The organism is Clostridiisalibacter paucivorans DSM 22131, assembly GCF_000620125.1.
Taxonomy (GTDB): Bacteria; Bacillota; Clostridia; order Tissierellales; family Clostridiisalibacteraceae; genus Clostridiisalibacter; species Clostridiisalibacter paucivorans.
On the sequence record NZ_JHVL01000036.1, the window covers coordinates 1 to 21587 of the forward strand.

Below are 21587 nucleotides of genomic sequence, written 5' to 3' on the forward strand. Positions count from 1 at the left end.
CAATCTCACCCATTACTGTCTTGATACATGTTTTCTTGAAACCTTTATTTCTATATATCTTCTTATCTCTTTCTTTCATTAGCTCATCATCTAGTTGATTAAGTAGCTCTGTGATTATTTCACATGCCTGACGGCAAACAAATTCATAAATCCTTTTCTCTAAATCCTTGAAATTTATATCCATTTCCTTTAAACTTATCTTATACATGTAATCACCTAACTTTCTAGTTTTCTTCGCAGATACTATTATATTGGATGATGCATGTATATGAAAGATGCCTTAAGGCATCTTTTTTATTTTTTGTCCTTTTTGCCTACTAAAATTATACTCTAAGAATAAAATTGACAATTTTTCAGAATAATTGTACAATGTATTTAGACGATTAACTAAACGTCTAAAGGAGGTAGAGAATGAATAAAGTATTTAAGGCATTGGCAGACCCAACAAGAAGAAAAATATTAGAAATTTTAGTAAATGGAGATATGACCGCAGGAGATATAGCTAAATATTTTAATATAAGCAAACCTTCTATAAGTCATCATTTAAGTATGTTAAAAAATGCAGAATTAGTATTATGGGAAAAAGATGGGCAAAATATAATATATTCATTAAACACTACTGCGTTTCAAGATATAGTAAGATGGAGTTTTAATATATTGAATAAGGAGGGGGAAAGGGATGAAAGAGATAAAGATAAATAAAAAATTGTTGATATTAATAATAGTATCTATAATTATGACTATAGCTATTTATAATAAATTACCCCATAGGGTTCCTAGTCATTGGAATTTCAAAGGGGAGATAGATGATTATCAAAATAAAGCATTTGTATTTTTCAGTGCTACATTGCCATTAATAATATATTTATTAATGTATATTGTTCCGAATATAGATCCAAAGCGGGAATCTTATAAGAAACATAAAAAGGCATATATGGCGACTATATACGTAGTGACTTTATTTTTAATTACATTACATTGGTTATCGATATTAGTAGCATTGGGTTATAGTATTGATATTAGTTTAGTTGTACGGATTGGTATAGGTATAATGTTTATTGTATTAGGAAATTATATGGGACAGATAAGACATAACTATTTATTTGGAATTAAAAATCCATGGACATTGGCAAATGAAAAGGTGTGGAGAAAAACCCATAGATTTGGAGGATATTTATTTATGATTGTGGGATTATTGTTTGTAATATCTATACTTATAAATAATAGTTTAAATTTTATAATCCCAATAATTTCTCTGTTTTTTATGTTAATAATAGTAAATGTATATTCATATCTGTTATATAAAGAATTAAAAAAATGAATGAATCAAAAACTCCCGATGAGCATTAATGCTCATCGGGAGTTTTTACTTTTGTTTAAATAAGTATGAGGACAATTTATTATAATTTCTCTCATATAATTGGAAGCAAGTGTATAGATATATATATATAACAAATTAAATGTAAACTATTGATGAGAGATTTGACTACAAACAAAAGAAGTATAATTTTTTGAAAATTAACAATATTTGCATAGGCCAGTTGTCGTTTGTTTTTAAATTTAAAAAAAGGGGGATTTTGAAATGACCAAAAGGCTTATATCGATCTTACTTGTACTGATACTAATAATTGGATTGGTAGCTTGTGGTGGACAGGAGACTTCTAATGATGAACAGGAAGTAGAGGAGAACAAAGAAGAAGTGATAGAAGAAAAAGAAGAAAAATCAGAAGAAAATTGGAAGATAGGTATTATGACAGGTACTGTGGTACAAAATGAAGAAGAATATAGAGCTGCTCAAAAGGTACTTGATAAATATGGAGAGGAACATGTGAAGCTTATGACTTATCCTGCAAAGTTTATGGATGAGCAAGAAACTACCATATCAAATGTTGTGAGCATGGCATCTGATCCTGATGTAAAAGCTCTTATATTCGTACAGGCCATTCCTGGAGCATCTGCTGCGATAGAAAAGGCTAGAGAGATTAATCCAGAGTTATTGGTTATAGCAGGAGTGCCTGGTGAAGATCCTAAGATGATTTCTGATAAGGCAGATATAGTATTTGCCCTTGATGAGTTAGCAATGGGCACAACTATACCTGAGCAGGCCAAGAAACAAGGTGCAACTAAATTGGTACATTATTCATTCCCACGACATATGTCCTATGCATTACTTTCTGCTAGAAGAGATCTTATGAAGGAACATTGTGAAGAGATAGGATTGGAATTTATAGGTGCATCTGCACCAGATCCTACAGGGGATGCAGGGGTATCTGGTGCACAGCAATTTATACTTGAGGATGTACCAAGAATGATAGAAAAGCATGGCAAAGATATTGCGTTTTTCAGTACTAACTGTTCTATGCAAGTGCCGCTAATTAAGGCTACACTTGAAGCAGGAGGTATATATCCACAGCCTTGTTGTCCATCACCATATCATGGTTTTCCATCAGCGTTAGGTATAGAGATACCAGAGGACAAAAAGGGTGATATAGCATATGTTGCTGGAGAAATTGATAAGAAGATAGATGAAAAAGGGGGAGATGGAAGATTTTCTACTTGGCCAGTACCTTGTAATATGATGTTTATTGAAGCCGGTGCAGAATATGCTGTAGATTGGATAAAAGGAGACATAACTGAGAAGATAGATGTAGAAGCTATAAAGGAAAAATTCAAGGCATATGCAAATACTGATGTTGAGGAAAGTATTGATGTCAAGATAAGAACTTTGGAAGAAGGCGGACAAAAATATGATAATTATTTCTTGGTATTGCTAGATTTCTTAAATTTCTAGGATATAAATAATTAAAACAGTAGCGTAAATTGATTAAGGTTGCCTTTTTATGGCAACCTTATATTCTCATATCACATAAAACTATGGGGTGGTGAAGCTGGATGGAAGAGAAATATACTCTTCAAATGAAAAATATAGATAAAGAGTATTATGGCAATAAGGTCCTGAAGGGCGTAGATATTTGTGTTAAACCAGGAGAAATCCGCGCATTATTGGGAGAAAATGGAGCAGGAAAATCTACCCTCATGAATATATTATTTGGTATGCCTGTAATACATGCAACAGGAGGGTTTACTGGAGAGATACTAATAGATGGAGAATCAGTAGATATAAGTTCACCTAATGAAGCTATGGCTCTAGGCATAGGCATGGTACATCAAGAATTTATGTTAGTTCCAGGATATAGCATAACCGAGAATATAAAGCTAAATAGGGAATCAACTAAGAACAATCTGATAAGTAATATTTTAGGTGAGAAACTTAAGACATTGGATTTTAAAGCTATGCATAGTGATGCCAGAAAGTCACTGGATACATTGGGAATGGAGACAAAGGAAAAATTAAGGGTTCAAGGTCTTCCAGTGGGATATATGCAGTTTATAGAGATAGCTAGAGAAATAGATAAAAGGGGCATTAAACTGTTGGTATTTGATGAGCCCACTGCAGTCTTAACAGAGAGTGAGGCAGATAATTTAATAGACTCCATGAAAAGATTGGCTGCTAAAGGAATCGCTATATTATTTATTACCCATAGACTTAACGAGGTCATACAAGCTACTGATAATGTTACTATACTTAGGGATGGCGAAATGGTTGCCAATAGAAAGACTTCTGATACGACTGTAGAAGAACTGGCTAAACTTATGGTAGGAAGGAAGATTGAATTACCAGAAACTGATTATGAGCAGGATAATTATGAGAATAAAAAAACAATTATGTCTTTGAAAAATATATATGTAGATATGCCTGGAGAAGAGGTTAGAGGAATAACCCTTGATATAAAGGATAGAGAAATACTTGGACTAGGAGGATTAGCAGGACAAGGGAAAATTGGTATTGCCAATGGAATAATGGGATTGTATGAAACTAGAGGACAAATATATTTAGATGGAAAGGAATTAAAATTGAATAATACAAAGGAGGCACTAGCAAAAGGTCTTGCCTTTGTGTCTGAAGATAGAAAGGGAGTAGGGTTGTTACTAGACTCATCTATTGAACATAATATAGTAATTACAACCATGCAAGTTAAGGGGAAGTTTTTAAAAAAATTCGTATTTTTTGACCAAATGGATACAAAAAAAATAAGGGAACATGCCAAAACAATAATCAAGGAATTGGACATCAGATGTACAGGACCAGATCAAAAGGTAAGTAGACTCAGTGGAGGCAATCAACAAAAGGTTTGTCTGGCTAGAGCTATAACTTTAGAACCTAAGGTGTTGTTTGTATCAGAGCCTACTAGGGGGATAGACATAGGTGCCAAGAAAATAGTATTAGATTTATTAGTTAAATTAAATAAAAAATATGGAATGACCATAGTTATGACATCTAGTGAATTGGCAGAACTAAGGACTATATGCGATAGAATAGCTATAATTACAGAGGGAAAAGTTGAGGGAATTTTGAGGCCTAATGCCAGTGACAAAGATTTTGGACTGATGATGTCTGGAGAATACAATAAAGTTTACGGCAAGGAGGTAATGTAGATGTCTGAAGCTATAAAAGGTTTCACAAAAAAAGTTGGATTACCTAGATTGATAATCGCTTTATTCTTTATATCTCTTTGCATAACTGCAGTATTTTTGAAATTACCAGCACTTACACTTCTCTCTGATAGTATAAGGAGATTTGGAATGTATGGTGTATTAGTATTAGCAATGGTACCTGCAATACAATCAGGTATAGGACCTAATTTTGCATTACCTCTAGGGATAGTATGTGGAATACTGGGAAGCCTTATCAGTATAGAGATGGGACTAATGGATTTATGGGGATTTGTAGGTGCTATAATAATTTCTTTACCATTCGCAATATTATCGGGGATAGCATATGGAATATTACTTAATAAAATAAAGGGTTCAGAGATGCTGATAGCTACATATACAGGTTTTTCGATAGTGTCTTTTATGAGTATAATGTGGATAATATTACCATTTAAACATAATGAAATGGTGTGGCCCATAGGAAAAGGATTGAGGGTTACTATTTCCTTAGATAGTACATTTGGTCAAATACTTAATAACTTTTTAGATTTTGCAATAGGAGATATCATGATTCCTACAGGATTATTATTATTCTTTTTTGGTTCATGTCTTATAGTATGGCTGTTTTCAAGGAGTAAGTTAGGTCTAGCTATAAAGGCATCGGGAGATAATCCCAAATTTGCATTGGCATCGGGGATAAATATTGATAGAAGTAGAATAATAGGAACCACTTTATCTACTGTATTAGGGGCGATTGGGATAATAGTTTATGCACAAAGTTATGGATTTATGCAGCTCTATCAGGCACCATTGATGATGGCATTTCCTGCTGTTGCAGCTATACTTATAGGTGGAGCATCTGCCAAAAAAGCTAGGATATCCCATGTTATAATTGGAACTTTTTTATTACAAGGTCTTCTCACCGTTGCACTACCAGTTGCTAATCAAATAGTAAGTGAGGGTGATTTATCAGAGGTCATGAGGATGATAGTTCAGAATGGAATAATCCTCTATGCACTGACTAAAGTAGGGGGGGATGACTAGTATGGATAATATACAAAATGTAGAGTCAAAAAAACCTAAATCCAATAGAGCAAAAAGGATGTTTTTAGATAATAGTGTTACAGTATTGTTCGTAATTATATGTATTATAGGGGTTAAATTATCTAAACTACCATTGGTTTTTATAGTAAACGAGCTTGCAACTAGACTTGCCAGAAATTCATTTTTAGTATTGGCATTACTCATACCTGTAATGGCAGGAATGGGATTGAACTTTAGTATAACTGTTGGAGCTATGGCGGGACAAATAGCTATTATTACAGTGGTACATTGGGGAGTAGGAGGATTACCAGGTTTTTTATTGGGGACAATATTGGCATTTCCATTGGCAGTATTGCTTGGAAATTTAACAGGAAGACTTTTGAACAAAACTAAGGGAAATGAAATGATTGCTGGTATGATTACTGGATATTTTGCCAATGGTATATATCAGTTTATATTCTTATTTCTAGTTGGAACACTGATACCTATGAAAAATGAGATAATGATGCTCAGTAGTGGAGTAGGTATAAGAAATACAGTAGATCTTGCTAGAGATAATGGAATGATGTATGCATTAGATGAGATATGGTATATGCCATTGTTTACTGTGTTGTTAATATTTGGCATGATTTTAACGGGGGTATATGTATATAAGATAGTGAAATCAAAGGATATGATAATAGATGATTTTGATAAGTTCAAGTATTTTTCCAAGATGATTTTAGGGATACTTGTTATTGGATTTAGTATATGGATAATGATTGGCAGTGGGATACCTAAAACCCTTAAAATGTTGAAAAAGATCCAGTTCCCAATGGTAACTGGTATTGTAGTAGGATTAGCATGTCTGTTTAATGTACTCATTACTAGAACTAAATTGGGTCAGGATTTTAGGACTGTGGGACAAAATAGGCATATAGCAGAGGTTTCAGGGATAAATGTGGATAAAATAAGGATTATAGCAATAACTATATCTACAGTATTAGCGGCTTGGGGCCAAATGATATTTTTGCAAAATATGGGCGTATTAAATACTTACGGAAGTCATGTTCAAATAGGGTTATTCTCCATAGCAGCTTTGCTTATAGGTGGAGCATCTGTTACTAAAGCCACTATAGGGCAAGCATTATTAGGGGTGATTTTATTTCACACCTTATTTATAGTATCCCCTATGGCGGGCAAGGAACTATTTGGAGATGCTCAAATCGGAGAATTCTTTAGAGCATTTGTGGCCTATGGAGTTATAGGTGTATCATTAGGACTTCATGCATGGAGGAAGAAAGTAGGAAAAGTTTAAATACCATAAAAAACTGGGGTGGATTTTCCCCAGTTTTTTATGGTATTTAAAACAAAATATGATATTATAAAACTAATGTAAAATCAACTTTAAAATGGGGAAGAGGGAAAAATATGATTGATATAACAGATTTGTTGTCCAATAAAGATAAGAGTGAGTCTATTAGATATGCAAAGCAATGTAGTGAAAGTAATACAGGAGTAAAAAAGGGATTTGGTCCTGTAATAGCATGGAATATAACTAGGATGTGTAACTATAAATGCAAACATTGTTATTCTAATTCCAATGGATTGAGAGTTAAAAATGAGCTCAGTATTGATGAAATCTATAATATTGTAGATCAATTTAAAGAGATGAATGTCCCTGTAATATTGCTTTCTGGAGGAGAACCCCTTATGAGGGAAGGCATACTAGATATTATAAAATATATAAGAGACAAAAATATAAGAGTCAGTTTATCTACAAATGGAAGCCTTATAGATAAAAATATTGCATATCAGCTTAAAGATATGGGTATATCTTATGTGGGAATAAGTATAGATGGTACCCAATATACCAATGATATATTTAGAGGAGTAGATGGTGCATATGTCAATGCTATAAGGGCTATAGAGAATTGCAAGGAAATAGGACAAAAAGTAGGACTTAGGTTTACTCTTCAGAGGGATAATTATAAAGAAGTTCCAGATATATTAAAGCTGATGGAAGAAAAAGATGTGGAAAGGATATGTTTTTATCATTTGGTGCCCACAGGAAGGGGAAAGGGTATTGAAGATAAGATGTTAACCCATGGAGAAACTAAAGAAATATTGGATTTTTTATATACATATTCAAAAGATATAATAAAAAACAAAAAAAATAGAGAGATATTGACAGTGGCTAATCACAGTGATGGACCATATATTTATTTGAAATTATTGAAGGACAATCCTGAAAAGGCCCAAGATGTACTAAAATTATTGTTGAGAAATAGAGGAAATAGGTCGGGAATGGCCATTGCTAATGTAGACTGGGAGGGCAATGTTTATCCAGATCAGTTTAGTAAATTCTTAAATTTAGGTAATCTAAAAAAAGAAAAATTCAAGGATATATGGAATAAAGAGAATCAATTGATGACGAAGTTGAGAAATAGAAAAGACTATATAACGGGAAAATGTAGTAAATGTAGATTTATTGATATATGTAATGGAAATCTTAGGGCGAGGTCATATAGTATCAATGATGATCTTTGGGCTGAAGACCCTGCCTGTTATTTAGGAGAGGATGATATATGCTAGTTTCGTGGAATACTACTAAGAGATGTAATCTATATTGTGAACATTGTTATAGGGATGCTTCAGATAAGGCCTACAAAGGAGAGTTGAATACCCAAGAGGGTAAAAAACTAATTGAAGATATAAAAAAGGCAGGATTTAGATTATTGATATTTAGTGGTGGTGAGCCATTAATGAGGAAAGATATATATGAACTTATATCCTATGCTGATAGGCTTAAACTGATACCAGCATTGGGAACTAATGGGACCCTTATAACAAAGGAAGTAGCAAGCAAATTGAAAGAATCAGGTATTAGGGCAGCAGCAATAAGCATAGATAGTACAGATATGAACAAACATGATAAATTTAGGGGCAAAGCTGGAAGCTTTAAAAGAGCTATGGAAGGGATTAAAAATTGTTTGGAAGTTGGGATTAGGGTACAGATAAATACTACAATTAGTAAAGATAATAAGGAAGAGATACTTAAACTTACAGATTTTGCAGAGATGGTTGGAGCATCATCCCATCATGTCTTTTTTCTTGTGGCAACAGGTAGAGGAAAAGATATTAAAGATAGATTTTTAGATAAGGATGAATACTTTGATTTATTAGACGTAATATTAGAGAGGCAAAGACAGACCAATATTGAATTGAAACCAACATGTGCTCCCCAATTCATGTCTATTGCTAAAGAAAAAGATATGGATATGAGATTTACCAGAGGATGTATAGCAGGTATTAAGTACTGTTGTGTATTACCCAATGGAGATGTTAATATATGTCCATATTCCCCTGTGAACACAGGAAATATCAGAGAAAAGGCATTTGATGATATATGGAAGAATAGTCCAATATTTAATAGGTTGAGGGACTTTGAGAATTATAAAGGAAAATGTGGAGTGTGCTCCAATATATCAATATGTGGAGGATGTAGAGCTAGAGCATATGAAGAGACGGGAGACTATATGGAAGCAGATCCACTGTCCACAAATTGTTATATAAGAGAAGGGAGATAAATTCTATGAATGCTATGGAAAAACTTATATTGAATGAAGCTCAAAATGGAATTTCATTTAGCGAAACCCCCTTTTTAGACATAGCTAATAAACTCAATATAACAGAAGACCAGGTAATTGATGCACTAAATAGTCTAAAAGAAAAGGGATATATAAGGCGTTTTGGTGGGGTAGTCAATGTAAATAATATAGGCATAAAGAGTACACTTATAGGCATGAAGGTACCAAATAAGTATATAGATGATGTAGCAAATCATATAAGTAGTTATAAAGAGGTTACTCATAATTATAGTAGGACTGATGAATACAATCTATGGTTTACAATTATGGCTAAATCTCAACAAAGGATACAGGATATAATAGATGAGATAACAGAAAAAACAGGAATTAAAGAGATTATAGATTTACCTTCTGTAAAAAAATATAGGACTAAGGTATATTTTAAGATGGACTAATAGGAGGAAATAAATGGATAATTTAGATAAAAAGATATTGATAGAGATTTCAGGTGATATGGATATTTCTAAAGATATGTTCAAAAATATTGCAGAAGAATTTAATATTTCACAGAAAGAATTATTAGATAGATTAAATACTATGAAAGAGAAGGGATACATAAAAAGAATAGCCCCTATAATTAGACATTACAAGACTTCTTATATATGTAATGCGATGACTGTATGGAATGTTTCAGAAGATAAAAAAGAACAACTTATAGAACTTATGCTAGATATCGAAGGAATAAGTCATATATATGAAAGAGAGACCAATGAAAAATGGAAATACAATATATTTGGAATGGCCCATGGTAAAAAAGAAAGTGATATAAAAGATATAGTCAATAAGCTTTCTACTGCTACAGGGGTAAAGGATTTTAAATTATTATATACTGAAAGGAAATTTAAAAAGACAAGTCCAGATATAGGTTATATTTTAAAATAATTATGTGATATTTCAATATATTTCAAGGCTATACATATCTTCAGTTTTGTCATTGATATATTTTATAGCGTCTTTAATTCCTTGATTGTATATAGTAGGACCTATATTTTCAATTATGAAGTCTAGAAAGAGCATAGCAGATAGATCACCTATATCTTCGTCTCTTTCTTCATTGAAATAATTCTTTATTTCTAAAATAAGAGATTCTTTAGTCTGTTTGTTTAATTTAATCTTATTATTTTTACTCAATATATTCACCTCTATTCAATTATAATATATGAAAAAATTCAAGTCAAAGTTATTGACATAATATTTTGCTTATGATACTATAGATAAAATCGAATAAGTTCTTATCATGAGTTAGGGTAGAGAGTTGGCTCAGTGACCCTACACCAACCTGCTATATAAGGCAAGGTGGTTCTGCTAACATCGATAAGGAGGATGAATATGATACCAAACCTCTCTTAGCGATGTGCTAAGAGGGGTTTTTTATATTTACAATTAAATATTTTCTTATCAAGAGAGGTGGAGGGACTGGCCCTATGAAGCCCAGCAACAACCCATAAAATGGGGGTGTGCTAAATCCTGCAGGTTGTACCTGGAAGATAAGAAGTTTAAGTATTTCACACTTCTTATCTTTTGATAAGAAGTTTTTTTATTATACAAGGAGGAATGTAAAATGAGTAAAAAATGGAGTAGAGAAACAGTATGTGTTCAAGGTGGTTATGTGCCAAAAAAGGGAGAGCCGAGAGTATTACCAATATATCAAAGTACTACATATAAATACGATGATCCAGATTATGTTATGGGACTATTCGATTTAAAAGAAGAAGGACATATGTATTCTAGAATAAGCAATCCCACTGTGGAAGCTATAGAAAGGAAAGTAAATGCATTAGAGGGAGGTGTAGGAGCACTGGTAGTTTCATCGGGACAATCAGCAACACTTTTAGCTATATTAAACATATGTAATTCGGGAGAACATATTTTGGCAGCATCAACAATATATGGTGGAAGTCATTCATTATTAGGTAAGACACTTAAAAATTTAGGTATAGCAGTAACGTTTTTTGATGTGGAAGCAGAGGAAGAAGAAATATTGAGCTATTGTAAACCTGAAACTAAAGCCATATTTGCAGAAGTTATAAGTAATCCAGGGCTTAATATTATAGATTTTGACAAATTCTCCAATATATCAAAAAAAGTCAATATTCCTCTAATAGTTGACAATACCTTTCCTACACCATATTTATGCAATCCATTAAAGCATGGGGCAAATATAGTTATACATTCAGCCACTAAATATATGGATGGCCATGCAACTAGTGTAGGAGGAGTAATAGTAGATGGTGGAAATTTCAATTGGGAAAATGGCAAATATCCTGGGCTTACAGAGCCAGATTCCAGTTATCATGGTATAAGATATGTTGAAGAGTTTAAAGAAAAGGCATATATAGTCAAGGCTAGAGTACAACTCCTTAGAGATATGGGTACAGCTTTAAGTCCTTTTAATGGATTTTTAATAAATTTAGGATTAGAAACTCTTCATTTGAGAATGAAGAGGCATAGTCAAAATGCATTGGCATTGGCAAGATATCTTAGCAATCATCACAATGTAAATTGGGTTGGATATCCTGGACTAGAAGACCATAGAAGTCATGAATTATGTAAAAAATATTTGCCGCTAGGGGCTGGAGGGATGCTCACATTTGGTATAAGGGGAGGAAAAGATACTGCAATGAGATTCATGAAAGAGCTTAAAATTACTGCATTGGTAGTTCATATGGGAGATGCTAGGACATCAGTATTACATCCAGCTACTACCACACATAGACAATTAGATAAAAAGGCATTAGAGAAATCTTTAGTTACCGAGGATATGATAAGGGTCTCGGTGGGAATAGAAAATATAGAAGATATATTAAATGATTTTGAATATGCACTAAAGGAAATATAGGATAGAGGTGAAATGCTTATTATGTGTTCAAAAAAGATAGGTACAAAAACCAAAATCAGTGTCAATGATAAATGTATTGATATTATAGTTTTAAATTTGATGCCTAATAAAATAGAAACAGAAAATCAAATTTCAAACATTCTAAAGGAATTACCTGTTACAGTAAATTTAGAATTTATGTATGTGGATACCCATAATTATAAAAATATAGATAAAGATTATTTAAGACAAAAATATAAAAGATTAACAGAGTTAAAGGACAAAAACTATAATGGAATGATTATTACTGGTGCACCTGTTGAGCATTTGGCTTTTGACCAAATAGATTATTGGGATGAGCTTACAGAAATCTTAGAGTATGGAAAAAACAGTGTGAATTCTACTATGTATATATGTTGGGGTGCCTTAGCAGGATTAAATTATCATTATAATGTACCAAAATATGATTTAGACAAAAAGGTTTTTGGTGTATATACACATAGATTGTTGCACAGAGAAGAACCTCTATTGATGGGATTTGATGATGAATTTATGTCTCCACATTCTAGGCACTCAGAGATAAGAAAGGAAGATTTAATAGATATAAAAGATCTAGAAATATTATCAGAATCTAGCGATGCAGGTATATATATAGTAGCATCAAAAAACAAAAGACATATTTTTGTATTGGGACATTGTGAATATGGTCCATTAACTCTAAAAAGGGAATATGAGAGGGATATACAAAAAGATATGGAAACTTCTATACCTAAGAACTATTTTCCTCAAAACAACCCGAATAAGTTACCCATAATAAGATGGAAGGCCCATAGTAGATTGTTGTTTCAAAATTGGATATTAAATTATTTGATATAGTATAAACATTGTAGACCACATCAGTTGCTTTTTTCTTTGGTGTGGTTTACAATATTTACAAGAGTGATTGGATATATAATTTGAAATAGAGGTGTTTATAATTATGAAAAACAAGAGACTACCTATAGCACTTTTTAATGGCACAGTGGCCACTACCAATGGATTATATTCTATTGAAGATATAGATTTGAAAACTGCAAAAAAGTATGTAAAAGAAAATGGATTTATATCTGCCATAGGACATGAGGCAACTGCAGAGATAATGTCTGAAATATTAGGACAAGATATCTCAATGAACAGGATACAATTTCATCAAAAGGTTGGACAAATAGCTATAGTATTTAAATTAAACGAAAGACCAGAGGAAGGTAAAATATTAAGTAGAGATGAAGTAGAAAAAGTCGGATATAGTCTCAAAAAAATGGAAAGACTTGAATAAAAAATATTTTATTAAAAATGTATTGAAAAAAACAAAAGTATGTTATAATATATACATAGTAATCGTTTACTAAATAAAAATTGAGGAGTTTTCTATGAGCAGAAATAGACCTACAATATATGATATAGCTAAACTTGCCAACACATCTACAGCTACTGTATCTAGAGTTTTAAATGATACTGGCTATCCTGTAAAAGAGGAATTGAAGAAAAGAGTTATTAAGGCCGCTAAAGAGTTGAATTATACTCCAAATCTAGTAGGAAGACATTTAAAAACTAGTAAAAGTAACGATATTGGAGTTATAGTGCCTAGTATATCTAACCCTTATTATTCTCTTTTGGTAAATGGAGTAGAAAATGTTGCAAGAAAAAGGGGATATAATATTCTGCTATGTAATTCCCATAGAGATCCTCAAAGGGAAAAGGATTACCTAGAATCTTTATATCAGAAACAGGTAGAAGGGATAATAATTTCATCTATAACCTCAGATACTGAATACATAAAAAAATTGCAGATAAATGGATTAAAGATAGCTGCATTTGACCAAGATATTGATTTAGACTGTAATAAGGTGAATTTTGATTATTATAGGGGAGGTTGTATAGCTGCTCAATATTTGATAGATAGAGGGCATAGAGATATAGGATTTATTAGTGCACCTCTTACTAGATATAGTAGAAAAGAATTATTTAGAGGATTTGCAGATACACTAAAGATTAACAATATTGCTATTAAGAAAGATCTTATAAAAATATCAGAATTTGAAGAAGAAACAGAGGATCAAACATATGAGTACAAGAATGGTAAACAATTGGTACAACAGATCATAAAAAAGGGAAATATCCCTAGCGCCATATTTTGTATAAATGATATGACGGCATTTGGTGTAATACAAGGGTTACAGAAAAATCATATACAGATACCCCAGGATGTATCTGTAATGGGATTTGATAATATAACTATTTCAGAAATAATTAATCCATCTTTGACTACTATAGATCAATGTACTCACGAAATGGGGTCTTTGGCTGCAGAAGTTTTAATAAATAATATAGAAGATGAAAATAAGAAATATATATCTACTATGTTACAACCTACATTGGTAGTGCGAAATTCAACAAAATAATATGAGTAATAGTAAAATATTTACTTTTGGTGATTAAGAAATCGTTTACTATCGATATTGGCAGATTCACATAATATCAGAGTATAATATTATTTCTATATTTATTTAGAAGAAATAGTATTATAAAATAATTTAAGAAATTTCATAATTATTCTAGAATCAGTCAAATGAATTAATTATGTAGTTTCTTTAAGTATCTAGTATAAGGGGGGACATGTGAATTAAATTTTGGTAAAGAATTTTGTGGAAGAAAAATAACTGAAGGAGGGGACGATTTTATATGTCTAAAAAATTAAGAAATGTAGGAATCTTAGTATTGAGTTTGTTGATGGTATTTAATTTAGCGGCTTGTTCTGGAGGAGATGATACAGCTACTAATGGTGAAAAGAGTGGAGAGCCAATTGTACTTAGATTGGCAGAAAACCAACCAGACAGCAACCCTGTAACTGTTGCAATGAACAAATTCGCAGAATTAGTTGAAGAGAAGACTAATGGAGAAGTAAAAGTTGAAGTATATGCCAATGCTCAATTGGGACAAGAAACAGAGAATATAGACCAAGTACAGGCTGGTGTATTAGATATTGCCCGTGTTAATTCTGTTACATTGGCACAAACAGTAGAAGATTTAAGGGTATTTACATTGCCTTATATCTTCAGTGGACAAGAACATAAATATAAAGTTCTTGATGGAGAAATAGGACAAGAAGTACTTAAGAAATTAGAAGATTACAACATGGTTGGATTTGGATACTTAGAAGCAGGCACAAGAAACTTCTATACTACTGAAAAACCTATAAAATCTTTAGCAGACTTAAAAGGTCAGAAGGTTAGAGTACAGAAATCTGATGTTGCTATAGAAATGGTTAAATTATTAGGAGGAGTTCCTACTCCAATGAACTATGGTGAAGTATTTACTTCATTACAAACTGGTGTAATTGATGGAGCAGAAAATGATTTTGTAAGTTACTATACTTCAGGACATTATGAAGTTGCAAAACATTATACTTTAGATGGACATTTAAGTCCTCCAGCTCTTATAGTAATGAGTAAAGAGGTATGGGATGGCTTATCAGCAGATCATCAAGAAGCTATAAAAGCTGCAGCTGAAGAAGCTACAAAATTTGAACGTAAGGCTATGAATGAAAAACAAGAAGAATTTAGAAAAGAAGTGGAAGCAGCAGGAACAACTGTTTATGAAGTAGATGTTAAAGAATTCCAAGATGCAGTTGCGCCATTGTATGATAATTATCCACAGTTTGCTGACATTATAGAGAAAATTCGTGCAGTAAAATAATTTATAAAATGCAAACCTATCTGTCATATATGACAGATAGGTTTGCCAAAACAATATATTAATCTAAGGTGTGATTGGATGATAAAGGCAAATAAGATACTAGATAAAATGACTTTAATAATAAAATGGGTTAGCAGTATACTGTTAACTTTTATGCTGGTGATTACATTTGTACAAGTTGTTCTTAGATATGTATTCAATAATCCAACTATGTGGTCAGAAGAAGTTACATTATTAATGCTTATATGGTTTGGCTATTTGGCTATATCCTTAGCTGTAAGAGAAGATTGCCATATATCTATAGAGTCTTTTTACTTAAGTTGTAAAAAGGGTACTAGAACAATATTTGATTTAATAAGACATATATTAATGTTAGGTTTTTCAGGACTTATGATATATTATGGAATTGAATTAATGAAGATTTCCAAGGGGAAATATTTACCTGCATCCCATATTAGTAGGACATTAATGTATATGGCTATGGCAGTAGCAGGTGTTCTTATGGTTATGTTTACTATAGTTCATATATTAAAAATATTTATTTCCCAAGAAGAAAGCGAGGTAAAATAATGTCTCCGGAAATGATGGGTGTTTTAATATTATTCGGTTTATTATTTGGTCTGATGTTGATAAGGGTTCCTATAGCCTTTGCTTTAGGGATTTCATCAGTACTTACAGCAATATATCTAGATATACCCCTATTACTTATATTCCAAAAGATGGTCAATGGGCTTAATAGTTTTACCTTTTTAGCTGTACCGTTTTTCATATTGGCTGCACAAATTATGACTGATGGAGGCATTAGTGATAAATTGATGAAATTTGCCAATGTAATTGTTGGAAAGATTCGTGGTGGAACAGCCATGGTAAATGTAATAACAAGTATGTTCTTTGGAGGAGTATCGGGATCATCTGTAGCTGATGTTTCTTCTATAGGATCGTTTTTAATCCCTGCAATGGAAAAAGAAGGATATGACAAGGATTATAGTGTTGCTGTAACGGTTACTTCTTCAGTACAGGGTGTTATAATTCCTCCTAGTCAAAATATGATTTATTATTCATTGGCAGCAGGAGGTATATCCATAAGTAAATTATTTTTGGCAGGATATATACCTGGGATGCTATTGGGACTAGCCTTAATGCTTGTAACTTATATAATTGCTGTTAAGAGACGTTACCCTGTGGGTAAGGGATTTACATTGAGGGAAAGTTTACTTATAGTTAAAGACGCTATATTGGGTCTATTTACTGTAGTTATTATTATTGGAGGTATTGTGTTTGGTATCTTTACTGCTACCGAGTCTGCAGCAGTTGCAGGAGTCTATGCTATTTTGATTACTACATTTGTCTATAAAAATATGACTTTTAATAAGATAAAAGAAATATTTTTGTCATCATCTAAGACATTGGCGATGATTATAGCTATTATAGCTACTTCATCTTCATTTGGTTTCTTATTGGCATATTTAAAAGTGCCTACATTGGTATCTAATTTTTTCCTAACTATATCAGATAACCCTGTAATAATAATGTTTTTGATGAATATTTTATTACTTGTATTAGGAATGGTTATGGATATGGGAGTATTGATATTATTACTTACGCCAATATTATTGCCAGTGGCAACTCAAATAGGGATACACCCTATACATTTTGGAATCATAATGATATTAAATCTAGGTTTGGGACTTTGTACACCACCAGTGGGAACGTCTCTGTTCGTGGGATGTGCTATAGCTGATTTACCCATAGAAAAGTCCATAAGGTCATTTATACCTTTTTATGTTTCTATGTTATTAATACTACTTTTAATAATAGCTATACCTGAATTGACATTATGGCTTCCCAGTGTGATACAGCCATAAAACTTATATACTTATAAAAATCAAGGAGGAATAGAAATGAAAATAGTTCTTAGTAAAACAGCTGAAGAATTAGGTAAAAAAGCTGCAGATTCTGCTGCAGAAGCTTTAAATAAAGTTATAGAAGAAAAGGGAAGTGCAAGATTATTATTATCTACTGGTGCATCTCAGTTTACTACTATATCTGAATTAGTAAAAAAAGATGTGGATTGGAGCAAAGTTGAAATGTTCCATTTGGATGAATATGTGGGATTACCAGAGTCACATATAGCCAGTTTTAGAAAGTATTTAAAAGAGAGATTTGTATCCCATGTAGACATAAAAGAGGCATATTTTGTAAATGGTGAAGGAGATGTGGAAGAAAATATCAAAAAATTGACTGAAGAAATAAGAAGGGCACCTATAGATGTTGCTCTTATTGGCATAGGAGAAAATGCCCATATAGCATTCAATGATCCGCCAGCAGACTTTGATACTAAAGAGGCCTATATAAAGGTTAATCTAGATAATAAATGTAAGATGCAACAAGTTGGAGAGGGATGGTTTGATACTAAGAATGATGTGCCAGATCAGGCTATAACTATGACAGTATATCAAATAATGCAAAGTAAAAAGATAATATCTTGTGTACCTCATAAAGTAAAAGCTGAGGCTATAAAAAATACATTAGAAAATGATTTAAATAATGAAATACCTGCTACAATGTTAAAACAACACAGTGATTGGACATTATTTGTAGATGAGAATTCAGCATCACTGATAGATGTTGAAAAATATAATTAATATTTAGTTGTGAGTAATTGATAGCTTGTAGTTGATTGAAAGGGGAGAAAATAAGATTGTAAACTTGATTAAGGTCAAATAATACAATTTCAAGATTTTTCTCCCCTATTTGTATGGAATTATATATGAAATAATGCATTATTATGTCAAATAATATAAGGGAATGGTGAATATGGCAGTTGTATTTAAAAACGGTAAAGTTATAACAGAAGAAGGCATTATAGAAAATGGTGGAGTAGTAATAGAAAAAGACAAGATAAAAGAGATATTTACAGATAATAATCATGAAAAATATAGTGATTACAGAGTAGTAGATGTGCAAGGCAAATATATATCTCCTGGTTTCATAGATATACATACCCATGGAGGGGGCGGACATGATTTTATGGATGGAACTGTGGATGCTATTGTACAGGGAGCTAAGGCTCATATGTACCATGGGACTACATCCATAGTACCTACTACATTGACCAGTACCATGGATACTCTATATAATACTTTGGACAATGTAAAATTGGCTAAAAAAGATGCTAAATTATGTCCCAATATATTAGGTATCCATTTAGAAGGACCGTATTTTTCATTTGAACAAAGAGGTGCTCAAGATCCTAAATATTTAAAGAATCCTGATAAGGAAGAATATACTAAGATATTAGATTATTGTGATGACATAGTGAGGTGGACTGTAGCTCCTGAGCTTCCTGGTGCTATGGAAATGGGTAGAGTTCTTAGTAAAAGGGGAGTAGTATGTTCCATGGGACATAGTGATGCAATATCTGAGCAGGTAGAAGAAGCGTTTGAAAATGGCTATAATCTAGTAACTCATCTATACTCTGGTATGTCTATGGTAAAGCGTATAAATGCATTTAGATATGCTGGAATGGTGGAAGGGGCATATCTTATAGATGAAATGTATGTAGAAGTTATAGCTGACGGTATGCATTTGCCTGCTAGTCTTTTAAAGCTTATATATAAGGTAAAAGGACCAGACAAGATATGTTTAGTTACTGATTCAATGAGAGCAGCTGGGATGCCTGAAGGCGAATATATACTTGGTAGCAAAGATACAGGGCAGCGGGTTATTGTGGAAGATGGAGTTGCAAAACTTATTGATAGGACTGCATTTGCTGGTAGTGTAGCTACAGCAGATAGATTGGTTAGGAATATGGTAAATTTAGTTGATATGCCTATGGAAGAAGCAGTGAAGATGATGACAATAAACCCTGCTAAGGTGATGAGAATATATGACCAAAAAGGGAGTATAGCACCTGAAAAAGATGCAGATATAATAGTATTTGATGAAAATATAAATATAGATACGGTAATGGTACAGGGTAAAATAACTGTACAAAAGTAATAAAGGATATCCTACAGGAGGAACTTTGTGGAAATTATAAAACTTATTGAAACCATAGGAACAATTCTGATATTTTTAGCAACAGGAATAGTTATATCTAAAAGGGGTATAGTCAAAGAAAAAGATACTAAGGCATTGACCGATATAATAATATACATAGCAATACCTGCACTAATAATATCAGAGATACCTAAAAGTTTGGAAATTATCCTCATAGGGGATTTATATATAGTACCTATTATATCTTTTTTGTTTACATTGATAATACTGTATTTTGGGAAAGGTATAGCAAGGCAAATATCATCTATAGCCCCCCATAAAGAAGATGTATTTGCCCTTGCTATGGCATTCCCAAATACTGTATTTGTAGGACTCCCATTGATGATTACACTATATGGAAATAAGGTTGTTGGAATGGTGTTTTTTTATGATTTAGGGGTAAATATTGTACTCTATAGTCTGGCTATAAGCATATTAAAAAATGAAATTACATCTGCAAAAAAACTAATAAAAAGTGTAGTGAACCCTCCATTGATTGCAATAATAATAGCTATTATATTATATTTATTAGATATTGAATTACCTAGTCTGGTTAGTAATGCACTGAATATGTTGGGGGATACTACTATTGCTCTTTCTTTGCTGGTAGTAGGTATAATAATAGGGAGTCTTAAGATAAATTTGAAAATTATAGACAGGTCTATGATTTTTATATGTTTTTTAAAGCTGTTTATATCAGGTTTTTTAATGTTTGTAATTGTGTACAAACTTAATATAGATGTATTGATAAAAAAAATACTTATTTTGGAGGCTTCAATGCCTACTATGGTTGTGGTTTCCATACTTGCTAGAACCTATAATAGAGATTATAGATATGCAGCAATGACTGTATTTTTAACAACTGTTTTGAGTATAATTACGATTCCTATTATGGTGACAGTAATAGAAAAATTAATATAAATGGGGTTTTATATATGATTCTATTAAAAAATAAATATTTAAGTGTGAAAATAAATGAATTGGGGGGAGAATTGAACAGTGTAAAGGATAAAGTTTACAACTTAGAATATATTTGGCAGGCAAAAGAAGATATATGGCCAAATCATTCTCCAGTATTGTTCCCTATAATTGCTAGACTTTTTGATGGAAAATATTATGTGGATGGAAGAGAATATAGACTTGAAAAACATGGTATTGCACCTTCATCATATTTTAATGTAGTTGATGTAGAAAAAAATTTTGTCAAATTACAGCTAAAATATGATGAATTGAGTTTAACAAAATATCCTTATAAATTTAATTTCAACATAATGTATAAGTTAGATGATAATAAATTAAATGTAGAGTTCTATGTAGAAAATTTAGATGACAAAGATATATATTTTTCTGTTGGAGGACATCCTGCTTTTAATTGTCCACTATTTAAGGATGAAAAGATGGAAGATTATTTTATACAATTTAAGGATAAAGAAAGATTAGAGACATATGTAATGGATGACAATATAAAAATGCTGACTAAGAAAAAACAAATAGTAGGAGATAAAATAGATAAATTGCAAATAGGATATCAATTATTTGAAAAAGATACAGTTATATTTGAAGATATTAAGAAAAAGATGATATCTCTAAAGAGTAAAAATCATAATAAAGAGATTAGAATAAAATTTGATGATTTTCCTTATTTAGCTATATGGTCCAAGCGAAAACCGAATGGATTACATCCATTTGTATGCATAGAGCCATGGTATGGACTTCCAGATTTTAATGATGGACCTTATGAATTAAGTCAAAAGCCAGGGATTACTAAACTTGAAAAGAGTGAATCCTTCAGTTGTAGCTATAGCATAGAATTCATATAAAGGAGT

Annotated in this window: 23 protein-coding genes and 2 riboswitches; of the genes, 21 read left to right on the top strand and 2 right to left on the bottom strand. The window is 32.0% G+C overall.

Annotated elements, in window-relative coordinates:
• A partial coding sequence (locus Q326_RS17105) for a UPF0236 family transposase-like protein (RefSeq protein WP_034601817.1) occupies positions 1–208 on the bottom strand: 208 nt, incomplete at its 3' end.
• Between the two features lie 203 nt (positions 209–411).
• On the opposite strand from Q326_RS17105, the gene Q326_RS0110240 reads away from it, so the two are divergent.
• The 10 genes from Q326_RS0110240 (at position 412) to ahbB (ending at position 10049) form a co-directional block, all read left to right on the top strand.
• Complete coding sequence (locus Q326_RS0110240) at positions 412–702, top strand: autorepressor SdpR family transcription factor (protein ID WP_026895311.1); 291 nt, start codon at positions 412–414, stop codon at positions 700–702.
• The gene (locus tag Q326_RS0110245) at positions 680–1321 is read left to right on the top strand and encodes an SdpI family protein (RefSeq protein ID WP_051531368.1); all 642 of its coding nucleotides are present in this window, start codon (positions 680–682) and stop codon (positions 1319–1321) included. Before Q326_RS0110240 ends, Q326_RS0110245 begins: the two co-directional genes overlap by 23 nt.
• A gap of 261 nt (positions 1322–1582) precedes the next feature.
• Entirely contained in the window at positions 1583–2791 is a 1209-nt protein-coding gene (locus tag Q326_RS0110250) for a DUF3798 domain-containing protein (RefSeq protein WP_026895313.1), read from the top strand.
• A 101-nt stretch (positions 2792–2892) separates the two neighbouring features.
• Positions 2893–4497: a sugar ABC transporter ATP-binding protein gene (locus Q326_RS0110255; protein ID WP_026895314.1), complete on the top strand. Its 1605-nt coding sequence runs from the start codon at positions 2893–2895 to the stop codon at positions 4495–4497.
• Positions 4498–5538, top strand: a complete 1041-nt coding sequence (locus Q326_RS0110260) for an ABC transporter permease subunit (protein WP_026895315.1) — start codon at positions 4498–4500, stop codon at positions 5536–5538.
• 1 nt (position 5539) lies between these two features.
• A complete protein-coding gene (locus tag Q326_RS0110265) occupies positions 5540–6835 on the top strand; it encodes an ABC transporter permease subunit (protein ID WP_026895316.1) in 1296 nt (431 codons plus the stop codon).
• 113 nt (positions 6836–6948) lie between these two features.
• On the top strand, positions 6949–8112 hold the full coding sequence (locus tag Q326_RS0110270; protein ID WP_026895317.1) for a radical SAM/SPASM domain-containing protein: 1164 nt from the start codon (positions 6949–6951) through the stop codon (positions 8110–8112).
• Positions 8106–9107: a radical SAM/SPASM domain-containing protein gene (locus tag Q326_RS0110275; protein WP_026895318.1), complete on the top strand. Its 1002-nt coding sequence runs from the start codon at positions 8106–8108 to the stop codon at positions 9105–9107. Before Q326_RS0110270 ends, Q326_RS0110275 begins: the two co-directional genes overlap by 7 nt.
• Positions 9108–9112: 5 nt before the next feature.
• The gene (locus tag Q326_RS0110280; RefSeq protein WP_026895319.1) at positions 9113–9562 is read left to right on the top strand and encodes an Lrp/AsnC ligand binding domain-containing protein; all 450 of its coding nucleotides are present in this window, start codon (positions 9113–9115) and stop codon (positions 9560–9562) included.
• 13 nt (positions 9563–9575) lie between these two features.
• Positions 9576–10049: a siroheme decarboxylase subunit beta gene (gene ahbB / locus Q326_RS0110285; RefSeq protein ID WP_026895320.1), complete on the top strand. Its 474-nt coding sequence runs from the start codon at positions 9576–9578 to the stop codon at positions 10047–10049.
• 12 nt (positions 10050–10061) lie between these two features.
• On the opposite strand, the gene Q326_RS0110290 is transcribed toward ahbB, so the two are convergent.
• Complete coding sequence (locus Q326_RS0110290) at positions 10062–10298, bottom strand: DUF2164 domain-containing protein (protein WP_026895321.1); 237 nt, start codon at positions 10296–10298, stop codon at positions 10062–10064.
• A gap of 98 nt (positions 10299–10396) precedes the next feature.
• A riboswitch (SAM riboswitch) is annotated at positions 10397–10488 on the top strand.
• Between the two features lie 71 nt (positions 10489–10559).
• Positions 10560–10661, top strand: a riboswitch (SAM riboswitch).
• 67 nt (positions 10662–10728) lie between these two features.
• On the opposite strand from Q326_RS0110290, the gene Q326_RS0110295 reads away from it, so the two are divergent.
• The 11 genes from Q326_RS0110295 (at position 10729) to Q326_RS0110345 (ending at position 21581) form a co-directional block, all read left to right on the top strand.
• A complete protein-coding gene (locus Q326_RS0110295; protein ID WP_026895322.1) occupies positions 10729–12006 on the top strand; it encodes an O-acetylhomoserine aminocarboxypropyltransferase/cysteine synthase family protein in 1278 nt (425 codons plus the stop codon).
• Positions 12007–12027: 21 nt separating this feature from the next.
• Positions 12028–12861 carry a homoserine O-succinyltransferase gene (locus Q326_RS17110; protein ID WP_051531370.1) on the top strand — a complete coding sequence of 278 codons (834 nt, stop codon included), beginning with the start codon at positions 12028–12030 and terminating at the stop codon, positions 12859–12861.
• Positions 12862–12964: 103 nt separating this feature from the next.
• A complete protein-coding gene (locus Q326_RS0110305) occupies positions 12965–13300 on the top strand; it encodes a YddF family protein (protein ID WP_026895323.1) in 336 nt (111 codons plus the stop codon).
• A 94-nt stretch (positions 13301–13394) separates the two neighbouring features.
• The gene (locus Q326_RS0110310) at positions 13395–14426 is read left to right on the top strand and encodes a LacI family DNA-binding transcriptional regulator (RefSeq protein WP_034601877.1); all 1032 of its coding nucleotides are present in this window, start codon (positions 13395–13397) and stop codon (positions 14424–14426) included.
• A gap of 280 nt (positions 14427–14706) precedes the next feature.
• Positions 14707–15720: a TRAP transporter substrate-binding protein gene (locus tag Q326_RS0110315; protein ID WP_026895325.1), complete on the top strand. Its 1014-nt coding sequence runs from the start codon at positions 14707–14709 to the stop codon at positions 15718–15720.
• A 78-nt stretch (positions 15721–15798) separates the two neighbouring features.
• Entirely contained in the window at positions 15799–16290 is a 492-nt protein-coding gene (locus tag Q326_RS0110320; RefSeq protein ID WP_026895326.1) for a TRAP transporter small permease, read from the top strand.
• Positions 16290–17585, top strand: coding sequence for a TRAP transporter large permease (locus tag Q326_RS0110325; RefSeq protein ID WP_026895327.1), 1296 nt, complete (start codon positions 16290–16292; stop codon positions 17583–17585). The genes Q326_RS0110320 and Q326_RS0110325 overlap by 1 nt, the downstream gene beginning before the upstream one ends.
• A gap of 36 nt (positions 17586–17621) precedes the next feature.
• Positions 17622–18365, top strand: a complete 744-nt coding sequence (locus Q326_RS0110330) for a glucosamine-6-phosphate deaminase (protein WP_026895328.1) — start codon at positions 17622–17624, stop codon at positions 18363–18365.
• Positions 18366–18537: 172 nt separating this feature from the next.
• Entirely contained in the window at positions 18538–19722 is a 1185-nt protein-coding gene (gene nagA / locus Q326_RS0110335) for an N-acetylglucosamine-6-phosphate deacetylase (protein ID WP_205687671.1), read from the top strand.
• A gap of 27 nt (positions 19723–19749) precedes the next feature.
• Entirely contained in the window at positions 19750–20682 is a 933-nt protein-coding gene (locus tag Q326_RS0110340) for an AEC family transporter (protein ID WP_026895330.1), read from the top strand.
• Positions 20683–20696: 14 nt separating this feature from the next.
• Complete coding sequence (locus Q326_RS0110345; protein ID WP_026895331.1) at positions 20697–21581, top strand: aldose 1-epimerase family protein; 885 nt, start codon at positions 20697–20699, stop codon at positions 21579–21581.
• Positions 21582–21587 lie beyond the last annotated feature (6 nt).

Bases quoted from the DNA above. Each gene is read 5' to 3' on its own strand.
- Q326_RS0110345 (WP_026895331.1), top strand. From the start codon at position 20,697: ATGATTCTATTAAAAAATAAATATTTAAGTGTGAAAATAAATGAATTG.
- Q326_RS0110260 (WP_026895315.1), top strand. From the start codon at position 4,498: ATGTCTGAAGCTATAAAAGGTTTCACAAAAAAAGTTGGATTACCTAGA.
- Q326_RS0110320 (WP_026895326.1), top strand. From the start codon at position 15,799: ATGATAAAGGCAAATAAGATACTAGATAAAATGACTTTAATAATAAAA.
- Q326_RS17110 (WP_051531370.1), top strand. From the start codon at position 12,028: ATGTGTTCAAAAAAGATAGGTACAAAAACCAAAATCAGTGTCAATGAT.
- Q326_RS0110315 (WP_026895325.1), top strand. From the start codon at position 14,707: ATGTCTAAAAAATTAAGAAATGTAGGAATCTTAGTATTGAGTTTGTTG.
- Q326_RS0110250 (WP_026895313.1), top strand. From the start codon at position 1,583: ATGACCAAAAGGCTTATATCGATCTTACTTGTACTGATACTAATAATT.
- Q326_RS0110305 (WP_026895323.1), top strand. From the start codon at position 12,965: ATGAAAAACAAGAGACTACCTATAGCACTTTTTAATGGCACAGTGGCC.
- Q326_RS0110275 (WP_026895318.1), top strand. From the start codon at position 8,106: ATGCTAGTTTCGTGGAATACTACTAAGAGATGTAATCTATATTGTGAA.
- Q326_RS0110245 (WP_051531368.1), top strand. From the start codon at position 680: ATGAAAGAGATAAAGATAAATAAAAAATTGTTGATATTAATAATAGTA.
- Q326_RS0110310 (WP_034601877.1), top strand. From the start codon at position 13,395: ATGAGCAGAAATAGACCTACAATATATGATATAGCTAAACTTGCCAAC.
- nagA (WP_205687671.1), top strand. From the start codon at position 18,538: ATGGCAGTTGTATTTAAAAACGGTAAAGTTATAACAGAAGAAGGCATT.
- Q326_RS0110325 (WP_026895327.1), top strand. From the start codon at position 16,290: ATGTCTCCGGAAATGATGGGTGTTTTAATATTATTCGGTTTATTATTT.
- Q326_RS0110265 (WP_026895316.1), top strand. From the start codon at position 5,540: ATGGATAATATACAAAATGTAGAGTCAAAAAAACCTAAATCCAATAGA.
- Q326_RS0110255 (WP_026895314.1), top strand. From the start codon at position 2,893: ATGGAAGAGAAATATACTCTTCAAATGAAAAATATAGATAAAGAGTAT.
- Q326_RS0110270 (WP_026895317.1), top strand. From the start codon at position 6,949: ATGATTGATATAACAGATTTGTTGTCCAATAAAGATAAGAGTGAGTCT.
- Q326_RS0110280 (WP_026895319.1), top strand. From the start codon at position 9,113: ATGAATGCTATGGAAAAACTTATATTGAATGAAGCTCAAAATGGAATT.
- Q326_RS0110295 (WP_026895322.1), top strand. From the start codon at position 10,729: ATGAGTAAAAAATGGAGTAGAGAAACAGTATGTGTTCAAGGTGGTTAT.
- Q326_RS0110330 (WP_026895328.1), top strand. From the start codon at position 17,622: ATGAAAATAGTTCTTAGTAAAACAGCTGAAGAATTAGGTAAAAAAGCT.
- Q326_RS0110240 (WP_026895311.1), top strand. From the start codon at position 412: ATGAATAAAGTATTTAAGGCATTGGCAGACCCAACAAGAAGAAAAATA.
- ahbB (WP_026895320.1), top strand. From the start codon at position 9,576: ATGGATAATTTAGATAAAAAGATATTGATAGAGATTTCAGGTGATATG.